The organism is Rhizobium sp. RHZ02 (assembly GCF_014851575.1).
Classification (GTDB): domain Bacteria; phylum Pseudomonadota; class Alphaproteobacteria; order Rhizobiales; family Rhizobiaceae; genus Rhizobium; species Rhizobium altiplani.
In genome coordinates, this window is sequence record NZ_JACUZX010000031.1 from 18,067 (window position 1) to 33,506 (window position 15,440).

10 protein-coding genes and 3 pseudogenes are annotated in these 15,440 nt (G+C 58.0%); 7 read left to right on the top strand and 6 right to left on the bottom strand.

Annotated elements, in window-relative coordinates:
- Positions 1–241: 241 nt before the first annotated feature.
- The 4 genes from IB244_RS27765 to IB244_RS27780 all read right to left on the bottom strand — a co-directional run bounded on the left by IB244_RS27765 (position 242) and on the right by IB244_RS27780 (position 3,619).
- A complete protein-coding gene (locus IB244_RS27765; protein ID WP_192240506.1) occupies positions 242–1,519 on the bottom strand; it encodes a DUF2254 domain-containing protein in 1,278 nt (425 codons plus the stop codon).
- Positions 1,520–1,845: 326 nt separating this feature from the next.
- The gene (locus IB244_RS27770) at positions 1,846–2,748 is read right to left on the bottom strand and encodes a carbonic anhydrase (RefSeq protein WP_192240507.1); all 903 of its coding nucleotides are present in this window, start codon (positions 2,746–2,748) and stop codon (positions 1,846–1,848) included.
- A gap of 216 nt (positions 2,749–2,964) precedes the next feature.
- Positions 2,965–3,333 carry an STAS/SEC14 domain-containing protein gene (locus tag IB244_RS27775; RefSeq protein WP_192240508.1) on the bottom strand — a complete coding sequence of 123 codons (369 nt, stop codon included), beginning with the start codon at positions 3,331–3,333 and terminating at the stop codon, positions 2,965–2,967.
- Positions 3,334–3,403: 70 nt separating this feature from the next.
- Positions 3,404–3,619, bottom strand: coding sequence for a hypothetical protein (locus tag IB244_RS27780; protein WP_210332953.1), 216 nt, complete (start codon positions 3,617–3,619; stop codon positions 3,404–3,406).
- Between the two features lie 373 nt (positions 3,620–3,992).
- Here IB244_RS27780 and IB244_RS32985 point away from each other — a divergent pair.
- From IB244_RS32985 to IB244_RS27795, 4 genes and pseudogenes are all read left to right on the top strand, one after another.
- Positions 3,993–4,247 (top strand): annotated as a pseudogene (locus tag IB244_RS32985) (hypothetical protein); the annotation flags it as partial.
- Between the two features lie 407 nt (positions 4,248–4,654).
- Positions 4,655–4,897: pseudogene (locus tag IB244_RS32580) on the top strand (cold-shock protein).
- Between the two features lie 1,498 nt (positions 4,898–6,395).
- A complete protein-coding gene (locus IB244_RS27790) occupies positions 6,396–7,496 on the top strand; it encodes an HlyD family secretion protein (protein WP_312867270.1) in 1,101 nt (366 codons plus the stop codon).
- Positions 7,486–8,514, top strand: coding sequence for a DUF2955 domain-containing protein (locus IB244_RS27795; protein ID WP_192240511.1), 1,029 nt, complete (start codon positions 7,486–7,488; stop codon positions 8,512–8,514). Before IB244_RS27790 ends, IB244_RS27795 begins: the two co-directional genes overlap by 11 nt.
- A gap of 115 nt (positions 8,515–8,629) precedes the next feature.
- Here the strand turns inward: IB244_RS27795 and IB244_RS27800 are convergent, their stop codons facing one another.
- Positions 8,630–9,718 (bottom strand): AI-2E family transporter, encoded by a 1,089-nt coding sequence (locus IB244_RS27800; protein WP_192240512.1) that lies wholly within the window; start codon positions 9,716–9,718, stop codon positions 8,630–8,632.
- Between the two features lie 1,053 nt (positions 9,719–10,771).
- On the bottom strand, positions 10,772–11,797 hold the full coding sequence (locus IB244_RS27805; protein WP_192240513.1) for a porin: 1,026 nt from the start codon (positions 11,795–11,797) through the stop codon (positions 10,772–10,774).
- Between the two features lie 731 nt (positions 11,798–12,528).
- Here IB244_RS27805 and IB244_RS27810 point away from each other — a divergent pair.
- From IB244_RS27810 to IB244_RS27820, 3 genes and pseudogenes are all read left to right on the top strand, one after another.
- Positions 12,529–14,154, top strand: coding sequence for a bifunctional aspartate transaminase/aspartate 4-decarboxylase (locus tag IB244_RS27810; protein WP_192306314.1), 1,626 nt, complete (start codon positions 12,529–12,531; stop codon positions 14,152–14,154).
- A 64-nt stretch (positions 14,155–14,218) separates the two neighbouring features.
- Positions 14,219–14,497 (top strand): annotated as a pseudogene (locus IB244_RS27815) (aspartate-alanine antiporter); the annotation flags it as partial.
- Between the two features lie 628 nt (positions 14,498–15,125).
- Positions 15,126–15,419: an HdeA/HdeB family chaperone gene (locus IB244_RS27820; protein WP_192240481.1), complete on the top strand. Its 294-nt coding sequence runs from the start codon at positions 15,126–15,128 to the stop codon at positions 15,417–15,419.
- Positions 15,420–15,440: the final 21 nt, after the last annotated feature.

Below are 15,440 nucleotides of genomic sequence, written 5' to 3' on the forward strand. Positions count from 1 at the left end.
CGATAGCGGCGGGATGGACAGATAGGCCATCGAAGTTTCCTCCCTCTGAAAGCTGACGCATCCGCTAGTCAGCTTACCCTGTCTGGCTATAGAACGTCAGTGCGATGCAATACATGCAATAGTAGCATTGGTATAAACCGCTACCGCCGCCGCTTGTCAGCGGTGCGCGTCGTTCAATTCCGATCCCGCGCGCGGGACTCGCCGCCCGCATTCGTCGCTCTCAGCAACGTCGGGAAAGACGTTAACCCTGTGCCGAACCGCCAAGCCCTTGCGTATCTGCGATCCGAGCAAGTGCTGCGTCCTCAGGCAATAGATAGACCCTTTCAATCATCCTATCGAGCAGATCCAGTTCCAGTCGCAACGCGGGCCTCCGGGTTTCCGGCAGGACCGCATCCAGGTTTTCGATCATAGCGCGAAGGCGTCGTGCGATTTGAAGATTCTCCGTCCCGTAGATCCTGATTTCGCGGCAGGTCAGTTGTACGAAATCCTCCCAATTGGGCGTCGGAAATACGACGCGGAGGCGCCCCTCGGCATCACGTATATAGTCGTTGCCGAGTTGGCGCCGGCCGACGCTGCGTAGGAGTCGATGGAGCTGATCGATTGCTAACACGGCTGTGGTCGGGTCGTTTATCGCCTTGGAAAGGGCTTTGGTGGCGATGTCGACAATCACCCTGAAGGCGAAGGTTGGGTCCTGCTCGATGGTCCGCTCCCGCCCGAAAGCGACGGTCCGGCGAAGCTCGTGGTCGGCGACCGTCGATGCACCGCCATGGAGGCGAAACAGCGGTTGGCGTTGCGACACGAAATCACCGATGCGCGCCCCGAGCTCGATGATGCCGTCTGCCCGCTTCGCTTGGGCCACCAGCGACTTCACGTCGACAGCAAGGACGATGGCGGAGGAAGAGCTATGGGCGACGATCCGCGCAGGCTCTCCAAGCGGATGGTGCGGCAGAGACCCTCCCTCGTCCTTCGATAGGGGAGCAGGGTAGACGAGGTTTAGCACCTCAAAGCCCTGCTCGGCAACGCGATGGATAATGCTGACAGGTCGAAGCAGGCGGGCCGAATAGTCAATGAAATAAAGAAAGGCGGCCAGCGATGCCACACCAAGAATGCCTGAAAACCAAACAATGAATGACGGAGCGGATGTGTTTACGCGACTTATTACGCCGATCGCAAAGAGAAGCGTGAAGATAAACAAGCCCACCGTGAAGCGGATGACATTGTCGCGCAGGAGCGTGGTGGCGATGATCCGGGGCGTAAGCTGCCCACTTGCGATCTGTATGGCCACAAGGAGCGAGCCAAAGGTGAAAACAATGAAAGATAGCGCCAAGCTGATGATGGCTTGCATCGCGGCGACCGTGCCTTCGGTACCGAGCGGCCAACGCGGGACCCACGTCGTCCACTCCTCAAGCACTAGCGCCGCGCGAAAGAGTATCTGCTGAAGAACAAGCGCGAAGAAGGGCACGATCCACAACGATGATCGCAGATAGCTCCTGAGTGCGTAAAGCTTGTTCCAGCTCATTTGATGCCGTTTCTTCGCGGATCTCACCCAGCGTTCCAATGCCCGGCAACGCTGTTATTTTCCGTATGCGAACGCCCCCCGCAAACGCCTTCAGGCGCCCGACCTGAAGGCACCGACGCGACGATCACGTTCCTCCCCTTCCGTCTCAGGAACAATACAGTCCTTTGGTGCAATCATCGCGCCGTACCTGCTGCGCCGAGATGTTCAGGACAAGCTGCGATCTTTATATTCCACGACCTGCAAAGCATCCTCTCTCGCCGGCAGTACGCCTCCGACACCGCATTGAGCAATCGTGGCCACCTCTCGGCACTGCAAATCGCAAGAACTCAAGGCCCGTCGAGCAGGGTCTGCACTCGCTCGCACGACGTTAAAAGGTCACACAGCGCAACAAACTCATTCGGGTCGTGTGGCGCAGCCGCCAGACCGAACCAGTCCGACGCGTCAGGTCTTGGCGCCCACACCAGTCGCTCTTCCAGAAGATAGACGCCGTAGACGACGTCAATGCCCTCACGAGTTCCCAAGTTCAGGCCCGGACGCATGCCGTAGGCAGTCAATGCCGCATTCAGCACGATCGCCACCTCAATCAGCGTGGCCCGATAGCCCGGCTGGCGTATGACCTCCGTCCCATGCACGCGCTCTAGCCAGGTCGCGCCCAGTTGGACCACGACCAGCGTGCGGTCCACGATCTGACGCAGATCCTTCTGCGTCATGATTTTCATGTACTTGGCGGGTTCCAGATGGATATCGACCGCTGCCGAAACCGCACCGCAACGACTGTGGCCGAGAACGACGATGGTGCGCAGGCTGTCCTTCAGATGGTGGACCGCATAGCTGAGGCTGCCCATCACATCGTCGCCCAACCCATTGCCGTCAGCCCGGACAACGAAGAGGTCATTCGGCCCTTCTGAAAAGATAAGCTCCACCGGAACACGCGCATCAGCGCAGCCTACGACTGCAGCAAACGGTTGCTGTTTGGGGGCTGCACTGTGCCGATGGGAAAGGCCGACATCACGCGGATCGACATCAATTCGCAATTTTGCCGGTTTGGAGAGAGCCGCCCGATCAAGGAGTTCGGCGAAGGCGCGGTTTCCGCCGTCTAGTCGTCGCCGGGCAGCGTTTGCATCCGACGGGAGCGGCCTATGGGCTGCGTCAAAGGCAAAGCGGTAAGTCACCTCGGCCAACCACGCTGGATCTTCCGGCGAAGGGATTTCAGGCAGTTTGCTTGCCATGCTGAAGTGTCCTCCCGACAGCGATCCGCTTGAGTGCTGGTACGTGACTTTCCCATCGCTACACTTCGCTATTGCGATTCATGTAGGCATCTCTGCTGCGAGCTTCGAAGGTTGCGCGACGCTCGCGTCTGCGACTATGCGACTAAACCTGCATGCGGGAGGGTTCTCTCCATCTTTCAACAGCTCTCCAAGGATCAGAGTGCTCGGTCAGCGTCTTCAATTTCCCCTCTCAAGCCATGAGAGCGCTTGCTCCGTTTCCCCGAGGGCGAAAACGCAGATTTTTGGGTGAACGAAATAACCAGCGAGGCCCGGAATGATTCTCAGACAGCTACTGTCTGTCACAACCGCAATGCGTTCGATGGTGCGATGGTGACCGGCGACAAACTTCAAGTGCGTGGTGATTGCTTCGAATGTCTCCCACCCGGGGAACGACTTCATCTTGATCATCAATCCAGCCACCTTGCCCGTTGAAGAGATCACACGTTCAAACTCTCTTGAAATCGCCTCGAAGTCCGCCCGCTCGAGGGGACCTTGCGGCGTGATGATCAGTATGCGTTTGTCGTCTAGGGTCTCAACGCCAATCATGGCCTCTCTCTATTCTTCCAGCACTCGTCGGCTCTCTCTATTCGGAAGCCACTGCCAACATAGTCTCGCCCTAAGGTGCGCGTAAAATCTCTCGCACTACGTCAGCCTCGATCTCGGCACCTACCGTTTCATACTCCTCGATCAGAACGCCATCGCGGCAATCCAGACTGTGGCGAAACCTTTCAAGTGTGGAACATGCCGTGTCATAGGCTTCAAAGATTTCACCGAACGGCCAACCCTCCTTGACGTTCTGAAGTTGGGTTCTCACAGCCGGAAGCTTCAGCATCAGCCTGATCCGACCACGCCGCGCCGCGTCCTGGTTCTCGTCCGGGTCGATACCATCGCGCGCTCCCCCACATTTTAGTTAGATGATGTCAAGGACTCGCGCGCGTGAGAAGTATGTTACGGTAGCCACTGTAGTATGGCACGGTCAGCCATGGGTCAGACGGGTCGCAAGGTGCACTGGGCGGCCAGAGAAGCCGACCGCCTCGTCGGGATCCCGCGGCGGTCTACGCGCTGCCTACTTCCGCGGGGTATTATTTCGTCCGTTCGATGTTGGCGTGCGCTGAATGAATCGATCCACCATTGTGCTTGGTCGGGAGGAACCGGGGACGCAGGAGACATACAAGGTTGGACCGCCTGTTCCACCGGCTCACGAGGTGCAGGAGCAGGTTGAGCACATTCTCGGTAGCGATGAATCCTGCTACCGCAGCGGGGACGAAACCACTTCGTAGTCAGCGAGACACTTGCTGGCCGCCGCGGTTAATCTGAAGGCGTTCACCATCGCACAAGCAGTTTTCGGGCGAGATGGGAACTTCGGCGCGCAAAAAGACCCATATGTTCGGATAGAGGCTGGGCGCATAAGAAGAGAACTGGAACACTACTATCTTGTAGCCGGATCCTCCGACCGTATTGCAAGCGGCAGGCGTGCGACGAGCGGCGCATCTCCATGATTAGCCTTTCAACAACTGACAGAAAAGGAAAGAGCGCAGCGGCCGGCTACGGCATCAATTGAGTGCCAGCCACAGGCGCGACAACGTCGTCTGCGAATGACACGTAGAGCGTGCTCGCAAGAACGGCGGAGAGGCCGCAAAGTAGAAGAAAGATCGCCCGATCTGTTTTCGTTTTTTTGTCTTTAGACAAGTTTGTGGCGGGTTGCCTGTCCGGAGCTTCCGGAAAGAGAGGAATGACTTTTGCTGAATGCATCAGGCTGCTCTCGTTTTAGTAATATAAAAGATAATGGGCACAATTGATGTATTGTCAATGCAGTATGTAACCTGGCGTTTTGCCGCCCACCTTTTCAAACAGTCGTGTTGGTTGCATGCTGGAAACGCCATTTAACTTTGAGGGAATATTCGTGGCCACAGGTACGGTGAAGTTCTTCAATGCGGACAAGGGATTCTGGTTCATCAGCCAGACGGAGGAGCTAAGGATGTGTTCGTTCACATCTCGCCCCTGCAGGGACGGCCAGAAAGTCTCCTTCAATACCGAACCGGATCGGATGGGTAAGGGCCCGAAAGCCATCGATATCGAATTGCTGTACGACGACCGTTCGGTCGCATGACCCGGCACCTGCCGCGAACATCGTCTGATTCGCGATGTGCTACTGGACGCACTTGCTCGAGTGGTGCTTTCAGCAAGGAGCCAGGCACTCAGACGCACCCTCCGCCTGAGGTTGAGGGACCAAATGGCTTCGGCGGGGCACTGGTTATCCGAAACCATCCGCTCGGGGCTTGAGGGTACGTCTGAGTCGGACCTCAAACCGATCAGAAGGCTTGACGTCACCCGCCCTGCGGCAGAGGGGTTGCGGTGCCGCAAGTCGTATCAAGTTGTATGCGGCTAATATTTGATGTCTCTGCCCGTCTGACGTCCCGTCTGCTTGGTATCTCGTTTGTCTTGACGGCACGCGGCATTGCTTTTGTCGTTAGCGGAGCGGCACGCCTGCTTCGTATCCCGTGCGCCTTGGCGGGTATCCTGGCGGACATCACGCGCAGCCTTGCGCTGTTGACCTTGCTCCGTCGCCCACGACATAGCTGGCAAACCCGCAAGGAACATCGCAGCCACCAAGGCGGCGAAGAGAGGCTTGAATCTTAACATTGTCCGTCCTCCTGTTGAAGAGCCACAATTGTGGTTGTGGTCTCAATGCCCTTGGTGGCGGCGTCAATGCCGCCACCGTCTCGCCAGCTGCTGCTACATCTTAGAGGCTGCCTCTATTGCGTCCACTAACGCAGAACTGACGCTGCACTATGGGCCGCGGTCTTCTCTGCACACCTCTGCGATCATCGCTTGGCGAGCCATGCCGAGACATGCAACTGTCATTGCCATTGCGATTGAAACAAGCCGTATCATGTTCGGCCTCCCAAACGGCCTCGCCCGTTCCAAGAGCGAGTGCTCTTGTATGTGGCGGTATTTTTGAAACCGCACCGGCCCGCGATCAGAATCGACCTCGGCAGGGCGCGATTTAGAAACACCTAATAATAGCATGATACGCTGCGGGATACCGGTATCCTTATAGAGTTTACGCGAGGCTACAGACTATTCCCTGACAAGAGGCTTTCCGCTCCAGACAATGCAACCGCTTTCCGCGCGTTCTTAAGCAAGATCTGCTTGACGAAAACCAATAGGAGACGGTCGCCCATGGGTCGATATCATTGAAAGGCTGGGGGAACATCCGGGACGCTGTGCACGCGGTTTTTCCACGATATCCGCTATTCCCGTACCTCATGCAAAGTCGGACTATTGAAGCCAAATGAGCAGCCTTCAGTTCCTCCGCTGGCCGTACAGCAGTAGCCTGTCGATGATAACCATTCGTGGATCAGCTGGCCGCCGGCCGCGTCAATCTGTATCACCGGGAGAACTAAACACCCGCGCGGTAACGTGGAAAACGGTCGCCTATCCGCCGTGCTGCCTCGTCGGCGCTATGCTTTGAGCGCCCGCATCGTCTATTCGGACGACATCTCTGATGGTAAGGTGTAGCATGCGGTTTGGTCCAGTTCGGCTTCCAGGTATGCCGCGCCGCGGGCCATCGACTCGATGAAAAGCGTCTTTCGGGGGGAAGAGTCGTGGATTCAACCCAGCCTGCAGTTGTCATTGCCGGCCGCAATCCGTTGCGCCGCACGGCGTTCATAATGGTGCTCCTGGCGCTCGTCCTGTTTGTGCTGTCCGTCTTCATGGAGCGGCGTACACCGTCGACCTCGCAGGCGCAGGTTCAGGCCTATGTCGTCGGGATTGCGCCTGAGGTGGCCGGCCGGGTCGTCGAGGTCAATGTCGACGACAATGCGCTGGTCGAAGCCGGTCAGGTGCTGTTCCGCATCGATCCCAGCACCTATCAGATCGCCGTAACCCAAGCGGAGGCCAATCTGGCGCTTGTCGGCCAGACCCTCGGCGCTTCCACTGCGACTGTGGACGCCGCCCAGGCCAAGCTGGTGGAGATGGAGGCGGATCGGGACAACCAGCGCGACGAGTACGCGCGGGCTACCGAACTGGTCAAGCGGGGCGTGTTTTCAAAGGCAAGGTATGATGCGGCGAAATCCACTTACGAGCAAGCTGAGGCCTCGGTGACTGGTGCGCAGGCCGATCTCGCCAAGGCCAAGGAAGAACTCGGCCCGGCAGGCAACGAGAACCCGCAGTTCCGGGAAGCGCTAGCGGCGCTGGAGGCTGCCCAGCTAGACTTGGTTCGAACCGCCGTTCACGCACCATCGGGCGGCGTCGTCACGAACCTGCAGCTTTCCATCGGCAAGGTCGTCAGCGTCGGTCAGCCGGCCATGACATTCATCGATGTCGGGACGATCTGGATTGCCGCGGCCTTCAAGGAGAACAGCCTGGAGAATGTCGCTGTCGGCAATCGGGCCGAGCTGCTTTTCGATGCACTCCCCGGACGGCTCTTTCCTGCCAAGGTCGAAAGCGTCGGTCTCGGCGTATCTCAGCAGGGTGGCGGCGGGACTGACCCGAACACCGGTCTGCCGACGATCCGGACCGACACCGGCTGGGTCCAGGAGGCGCAGCGCTTTCCGGTTCGCCTGGTCATGGACGTAGAACGGCCAAAGGGCGTGCGATATGGCTCGCAGGCGACTGTCGTCATCTACACTGGCGATCATCCGATCACAAATGCCTGGGGCTGGCTGTGGATCCGCATCATATCGGTGCTCAGCTATGTCGGCTGACAACGACACCGCGCTTGCGGAGCAGCGTCGAAAGGGACTGCGGGTGGCATTTGTGGTCTCCGTGGGATTTACCTCCGCTGTCTCGCTCGGTGCCATCGTGCCGTTCCTCGTGCCTATTTTTGCCGCACAGTTCCTGTTGGGTAGCTCCGGTCCGATGCCGCTAGGCAAGACATTGGGGGCTGCCTTGCTGATCCTGTTCACGGGGATCGGCATGATGGTCTTGACGAATCTGTTTGGCGATCGCCCTTCAACATTCCTGATCCTGCTGGCGCTGATCTACTTCTTCTGTTTCGCGGCCCAGTCCGCCGGCACAGGCGGGCCCGCGATCTTTCTAGTGCAGGTCGTCGCAATTATGGTTCCCTTGATCGGAATCCTCAACAAGGACCTTGCGAATTCAATCCTGTCGATCCTGATAAGCGGCATTCTCGGCGGCACACTCCTGATGTGGCTCGCCCATGCGGTATTCCCGGAGCCCCCTTCGACGCGCCGCGTGCCGGCTCGAGCAGCAGCCGGACCTCCCTCCTATGGGCGAGCATTGGCGAACACAGCGATACTGCTGGGGGCGGTCGCGGTCTGCCTGATCAACGATCAACTGTCCGCAGCGCTAGTCATCCCCATTACAATCGCCTCACTGCTTGGCCAATTCGATGCCGCTGCGAGCAGCCGAATGGCAATCGGCCTTGTGGTCATCAATCTGTCAGGAGGGATCCTGGCATCCATCGCCTATTCCATCCTCATGCTACGTCCGAACCTGCTCTCGATCTTTCTCATCATCCTTGTGGTGACGTTGATCTTGGGCGGGCGCGCTGCGGGCCGGTCGCAAGATGCCAAGATGTACGCCGGCGCTCTCACGACATTCCTGATCCTGTTTGGCCTTGGCGTGTCACCGGTGCCCGGCAGCGCCGCTGAATCCTTCGCGACCCGCATTGTCTACGTCGGCGCGGCCCTGATCTACACGCTCCTGATGGCTGCAATCTTCTGGCCGCAATCGGAAACACGAGAAACTCATGCCAAATGACCCGCCTTGCCTCTTCAAAGGGTTCCACTTGCGGGCGTGTCCCACTTGGAACTCTTTTCTCGAGCCGTCCGGGCACCAACGACCCAAATAGCAGCATCAAAGCTGGAGGACGCACTCAGGTGACCGCCGCCGGCTGCTCCTCCTTAGTGCCGAGCCAAGCCTGCAACACGGTCCAGAGCACCGCCAGGGTCGTCGCACCGATGAACATGCCAGTAAAGCCCCAGGCTGCCAGGCCCCCGATCACTCCCATGAAAAGCACGAGCATCGGTAACTGCCCGCTGCGGGCGATCAGCATAGGCTTCACGATATTGTCTGCTCCCATGAGCAGAATGATCCCCCATGCAGCGGTGAAAATGGCCCAGCCGGTTTGCCCCTCGGAACCCAGCCAGATCGCTACCGGCAGCCAAACCAGAAGCGGTCCAATCTGGATAACGGCCAGAAAAAAGGTCGCTGCGGCCAAGGCAACGGCTCCTGGAACGCCGGCGATTGCGAAGCCGATCCAAGCCAGCACTCCCTCTAGCAGAGCCGTTCCAATGACGCCGATTGCAACGCCGCTTATGGCCCTTCCCGCGGCATTCAGCAATTCTGGCCCCTTCGGTCCAACTATGCGGACCATGATGGCGGAGACAAACCACACCACCCAGGTGCGCGACGCATGAAGTACTGCGGCTATGATGACGCCCACGAAGATTTCAAGGACGGCCACCAGAAGGCCCGCACCCAGATTGATGAGCCAGCGGCCCGCGGCAGCAAGCTGGGTTTGGTAGCGCTGCATCAACACCAGGCCCTCGCGCTGCAGTTCCTGCCATGCCGCCAACATCTTTTTCCCAACGAGCGGAAGTCCCGCAATCCACTCGGGAAGATTGGGGATACCGCGAGTGCTGGCCGTGCTCAACCACGCCTCGGCAACACTCAGATAGTCGGCGACAGCGGAACAGAGATAGATCAATGGCACGACGATGATCGTCACGGCGACCACGCCGAACAACACGGCAGCGAGGCGACGCCTTCCGTTCAGCAGCTCGACTATTCGGTCAAACAGCCCCGCTGTCGCAATGGCAAGGATCACCGCGTAGGTGAGGACACCGACAAAGGCCAGCAGTACCCAGAAGCTCGCGACGATCAGCATGGACATAAGCAGCAAAGCCAAAGCTGCCTCTATGACCTTCTGGTGTCGACCGCCTTCAACATGCACTCCCTGCATGACAACACCTCCTGGCTTGGATCAGAAGTCGGCGAAGCCCTTTTTGCAAGGGATAGCCACTGATGGTTACGTACGTCGGTCCCGTGCACCGGGCCTCGTCTCGCACCGCAAGTCCTTGCTTCACGGTTGTGCGATGTTTTGATCCGCAGGCCGCCGGGAGGGAACCTCGTCCTATCCGGAACAGCAGCGCAATCGCCATGCCATGAATAAAGATCGTAGCAAGCCGTGACAATCTGAAGTAACATCCTTGCGCGTCCCCAGCACCAGACACAGCCCAGGTGTTTCCACCGCGAGCCGAACTCGCGCCAACGCTGCCATCGTATGAAGCCCGCCTCGCTAACTCCAGCCGCGCTGGAAAGGCAGAGGAGCGGACTACAACTCCGATGTGCCATTGCTAATCTGCCTCAGGACGCAACCTCAGACAAGTAACTTACCGTAATATCTACCCTGAACTGGTTGCTGCTGGCTTCCGACCCTTACCGCGATTGCCGATCGACTGGCGCTGGAGCCAAGTACGATAACGCCAGCCGTGAAACGACTGGAAAGCCGCCGGCTTTGTCGCGTCAGCACAGTGCTGCGGATGAACGACAGGTACAGGCGCATCTGAGCTCGAAGCGGACGAAAGCTGAGGCCTGGTTACGCGATTCCTATGATCCTCGTTAACTGCCTATCCCGACGACGTCGACCACGCCCGCGCCCGGAAAAATGGGGTCGTTTGTTACCTTCCTAAGTCGTTCGATGAGCAGCATCTGGTACTGTGTCTTCGTGCGGCCCTCCAATCTACAGAGCCGAAAGCTCCGGCGTTCTGCGCGTTCCCGAGCCCAAACAAGACGGCCCGGGCCTGCTGATCCGCTGTCTTGGAAGGGACAAAGCGAATCTCGGGTTGACGTGCAGCGGGGAGGACGGCAACCACCCCATCTTGTTCGACCCCTATACGGGCTTTGGCGTGCGCACAGCGCTTTACGAAGCGGCGAAGTCATCTTAACCCGACCGGTCAAGGGCTGGGTCGGCAAAATGGTGCCCAAGCTTGGGACCGTGACACCGACTCCCGAACTAGAACGAGCGCTGCAGACGGAAGAAACCCTTGGTTACCTCGTCAGCATCGTCGGGATCAGTGTAATCGGCCGTTGCCTTGGCATAGAGGTTGTCAGCGATCTGGTAGTCAATCGTGATGCCGACCGTCCACGCGTCGCCCAGGCCGTCGAACGAGTCGCCACTGAAGCTACCGAGATCAGGGACGTAATTGCCGAAGTACTGGGCCTCCGGGGTGATGGTCCACTTTTCGTTGGCCTTGTACGCGTATTCGGCAGCAACGGTCCATTCCGACTGGGAGTAGTAGGAGTTCGGACCAGATGCGTAAATCGCTGCCAGTCCAAGGGTCCCGGGGCCGATATCAGCAAAGAGCATTCCGCGCACTGCACCGTCTTCGTTGTCGGTGTCGTAGCTGCCGATGACCTGATAGCTGATTGCTCCGGCCTTGCCGCCGATGCCAAGGCCCACACCGAAATTGTTCGGGTTCTCACCGGGTTTGTAATAGCCGTCTTCCAGCTCGTCGACGGTGACGCCAGCGTAGAAGTCGCCGTTTTCATACTGGTAGCGGATGGAGTTGTGCAGGGTTTCAAAGCTCGACAGGACGTCCGGTTCGCCGGAAAGGTCGTCATCCCACCAGCTGTAAAACAGACCAGCGCGGAAGCCGGCGATGTCGATGTAGGCCGAGTCCAGGATCGAGGTCGTCTCGGGATTGTCACCGTTGTTTCGTATAACGATCAGGCCGGTGAGCGGACCATATTCGGTGTCGCTCTTGGCGGTGAACTGCACATGAGCGCGCGTGCGAGCGTTCCAGTCCGAGGTGCCTTTCTCATCCGGGCCGGCATAGACTTCGAAACGCAGGTAACCGCTGACCTTGAGGCAGGTTTCGGTGCCTATGATATAGAAGTAGCCGGTGCCATAGGCGTCGCAGACGCGGACGTATTCAACTGGCTCGGGTTCAGCGGCGACGATTGCGTCAGCAGCAAAGACCGGCGTGGACGCAGCAGCAAATGCTGCGGCGGAGGTCATCAAAGCCATCCGTATGTTCATTTGAAAATCCTTTCCTCGATGCACCCCGCCACCGGGATCGGGCATTCCGACAATTGCCGTGATAGTCATTTCACTCTCGGCTAAATCGATCAATTCGCCACGTGTTAAAATCGTTGCTTGCGACCGCCATTTTAGATGATTGTTGTTTTCATGTGACAAGCAAATTTGCTGATGTGAAGATCGCCCCAGTGGCGATGCGTCCCTTGCTCCAAGGGGTGCCACTTTTGGGTGCGACAGGGTCGAACCTGCAGACTACCCTCATCGACCGGGAGGTCCGTCTCAATGGCGGTGGCAACCGATACCATTGCTCCGGGTGTATCGAATTGGACGATCAGAACGCGAAGACTCCACTCTGTCCGAGATAGGCAATTGGGATCTTGCCCCCGCACGTCGTCGCCAATTGCAGTGCGGTCCGACAACGGCCGTGCCTGAGAGCCTGAAACGCGTAGGCGGAAGTGGGCCGCGAACTTGCTTCGTTCGATGACTCCTGACTTCGAAGGGGTTTCTATATATGCCTGCCGCCGCGTCGAAAGATTTCCACAGTATGACTGAAAGTCGCGCGTTTCCGACCGTCCATCCTGGAAGTCCGACTACCGTATACTACCTTCTTGAAGATGTAACATCCTTTGCCGGAGCAATCTCATCGAATACCATTCCAACTAACAGAACTCGAAGTCCGCATTTCGATGTGTCCAATGCCCGGCAGGCATACCACAGTGGGAGGAATGATAATGACGGAAGCGGGAATCTACGCAAAATTTGTCGATCTCAGCCCTTTTGAGATTAAGGACGAACTCATCAGACTGGCTCAGGCCGACAAATCGGGTCGTGCATATCTCAACGCCGGGCGAGGCAACCCCAACTGGATCGCAACCAAGGCGCGCGAAGCTTTCTTCCTTCTCGGTCAGTTCGCGCTGACCGAGGCCAAGCGTGTTTCCTTCGATGAGGAAGCGGGTCTCGCGGGAATGCCGCCCGTCGACGGATGCTACAAGCGGCTGAAGGCATGGGTAGAAAAACGCAAGGGCGATCCGGACACGCCCGGCGCTGAGACGCTCGACGCTGTGGTGGATTTTGCCATCAAGAAATTCGCCTTCGAGCCTGACAAGTTCGTCAACGAACTCACGGATTCGATCATCGGCGACCACTATCCGGTTCCCGACCGCGCGTTGGTGCACAACGAAGCGATCACTCATGAATATCTGATGTGGGCCATGTGCGCTGGCCACCGCCCGAACGCGAAATTCGACCTCTACCCGGTCGAAGGCGGTACCGCGGCCATGTGCTACATCTTCAAAGCACTCAAGAATGCTCGCCTTCTGAACTCCGCTGATACGATTGCGCTCGTCACGCCGATCTTCACGCCCTATCTCGAGATGCCGCATCTCGAAGACTATTCGCTGAAGCAGATCCATGTTTCGGCGGAGGCGGAAGACCGTTTCCAGTTGACCGAGGAAGACCTGAAGCCGCTCGCGGACAAGTCCGTCAAGGCGCTGTTCATCGTTAATCCAGGTAATCCCTCCGCGGTCGCGATCGATCCGGAAAGCATGGACCGGCTGGTCAAATTCGTCAAAACCAAGCGCCCCGATCTGATGATCCTGACCGATGACGTCTACGGCACCTTCGTGCCGAATTTCGAATCCGTCATGGGCCATCTGCCTCACAACACGATCGGCGTCTATTCCTATTCGAAGTATTTCGGATGCACGGGCTGGCGCCTCGGCGTCGTCGCCGTCGCCCAGGACAACATTTTCGACAAGATGATCCGAGAGATGCCTGCGGCGACGCAAAAGCTCCTCGACGCACGCTACAAGGCGCTGACGCCACATCCGAGCGATCTCAAGTTCATTGATCGCATCGTTGCCGACAGCCGCGATGTGGCGCTAAACCACACGGCCGGTCTGTCGCTACCACAGCAGGTGATGATGTCGCTGTTCGGCCTTGTCGAAATGATGGACGAGGAAAAAATCTATCAGAAGGCGTGCATGGCCATTTGCCAGCGCCGGTTCGACAAGCTGATGAACGGAATGGGGATCGAGTTCAAGGCTCGCCCCTATTTCGACCGCTACTACGGCATCATCGACTATGAATATTGGGCACGTAAGTACGTCGGCGACGAGGTGACGGACTGGGTGAAGGAGAACGTTCATCCGCTCGATATCGCCTTCAAGCTAGCCGAGGACCATGGCATCGTCGTCCTCAATGGATCCGGCTTCGATGCGCCCAACTGGTCGGTACGCGTATCCTTCGCCAATTTGCCGGACGAAGCCTACGATTCGATCGGCAGGGCCATCCGTTCGGTGGCGCGAGGCTATCTGCAGGCCTACCGCGCCGCCAAGGGCGAGACAGCTCAGCCGTAGGGCGGGACGCTATTCGATTTGTAGAAGACACAGCCGAAGAGATCCTACGCCGGAGATCGCCACCATGCTTCAATGGTTTGCCGCAACGCTTCAGAAATATCCCGAAATCGCCATCTTCCTGTCGCTTGCGATCGGCTATTTCGTTGGCAAGTTCACCTATAAGGGTCTCGGTCTCGGTGCCGTCACCTCGACCCTGCTCGCCGCCGTGGTCATCGGGCAGCTCGGCATCGTCATATCGCCGAACGTCAAATCGGTCTTCTTCCTGATGTTCCTGTTCGCGGTCGGCTACGGCGTTGGGCCGCAGTTCGTGCGCGGTATCGCTTCCGACGGCCTTTTTCAAGCAAAGTCATTGCGCGCCAGTTCCTCCGCGCCGTCCTAGCGGGGGTATCCCTCCGCCGACGGCCGTCTGTTCTGATCTGCTGATTGACGTTAAGTCCATAGCTTATGTCATGCGCTACAATTACTTGGTCGCCGAGGGGATTGGTCGGACGAAGGGAAGGTTCGGATCGTCGAGGAGAGCTTGCAAGCCTTTCTGCAGGCTCAGTGACGGCGCGGCGATATGGATTGTCGCGGTCATTGTTGACAAGTCGAGATCGTTCCCGGCTGGGAGAGGTTCGAAGCAATCACGGCCTATTTGAGATTCATCATTAGTCATCATCGATCGAACGGGTCGCCATCGTAACCGAAAGCACGCTTTTGAGAATTATTCTGCCGCTTGCTGGCCACGGCGTTCATCCCGCCTTCGAGGACATTACAGGTGCACTCGCAGTTGCTTCGTGCGGGGAGGAAAAGGACGTCTGAGCAAATTCTATGAAAATGCGCGTATTCTTCATTCTATCGTGCTATTATTAGTTGTTTCTAAACTGCGACCTGCCGAGGTCGGTTCTGGCTACGGCCCCTTGTGGTTTCCAAACATATCACTGCACACACGAGCACTCGCTCTGGCAGGGCGAGGCTATGGGAGGACGACCATGATACGTCTTGTTTCAATCGCACTAGCAGTCGCGGGCCTTGGCTTGGCTGGCCAAGCATTGACCGCGGAAGCAGACATGTCGAAGGTGACCTGCAAGGATGTCGGAGACATGCCGGCCGCCAAGACCATTGGCGTGGCCATGTGGGTGAATGGGTACGTTCACGGCAAAGCTGGCAGCGCCATGATTGACGGCGACAAAGCCCACGCGAATGCGGAGAAGGTCGCTGCTTATTGCAAGAGCAACCCCAGTTCTACCCTCGCCGACGCCATGGAAGCAGTATCCAAGATGTAGGATATTTTGCCGGTGGCGGCA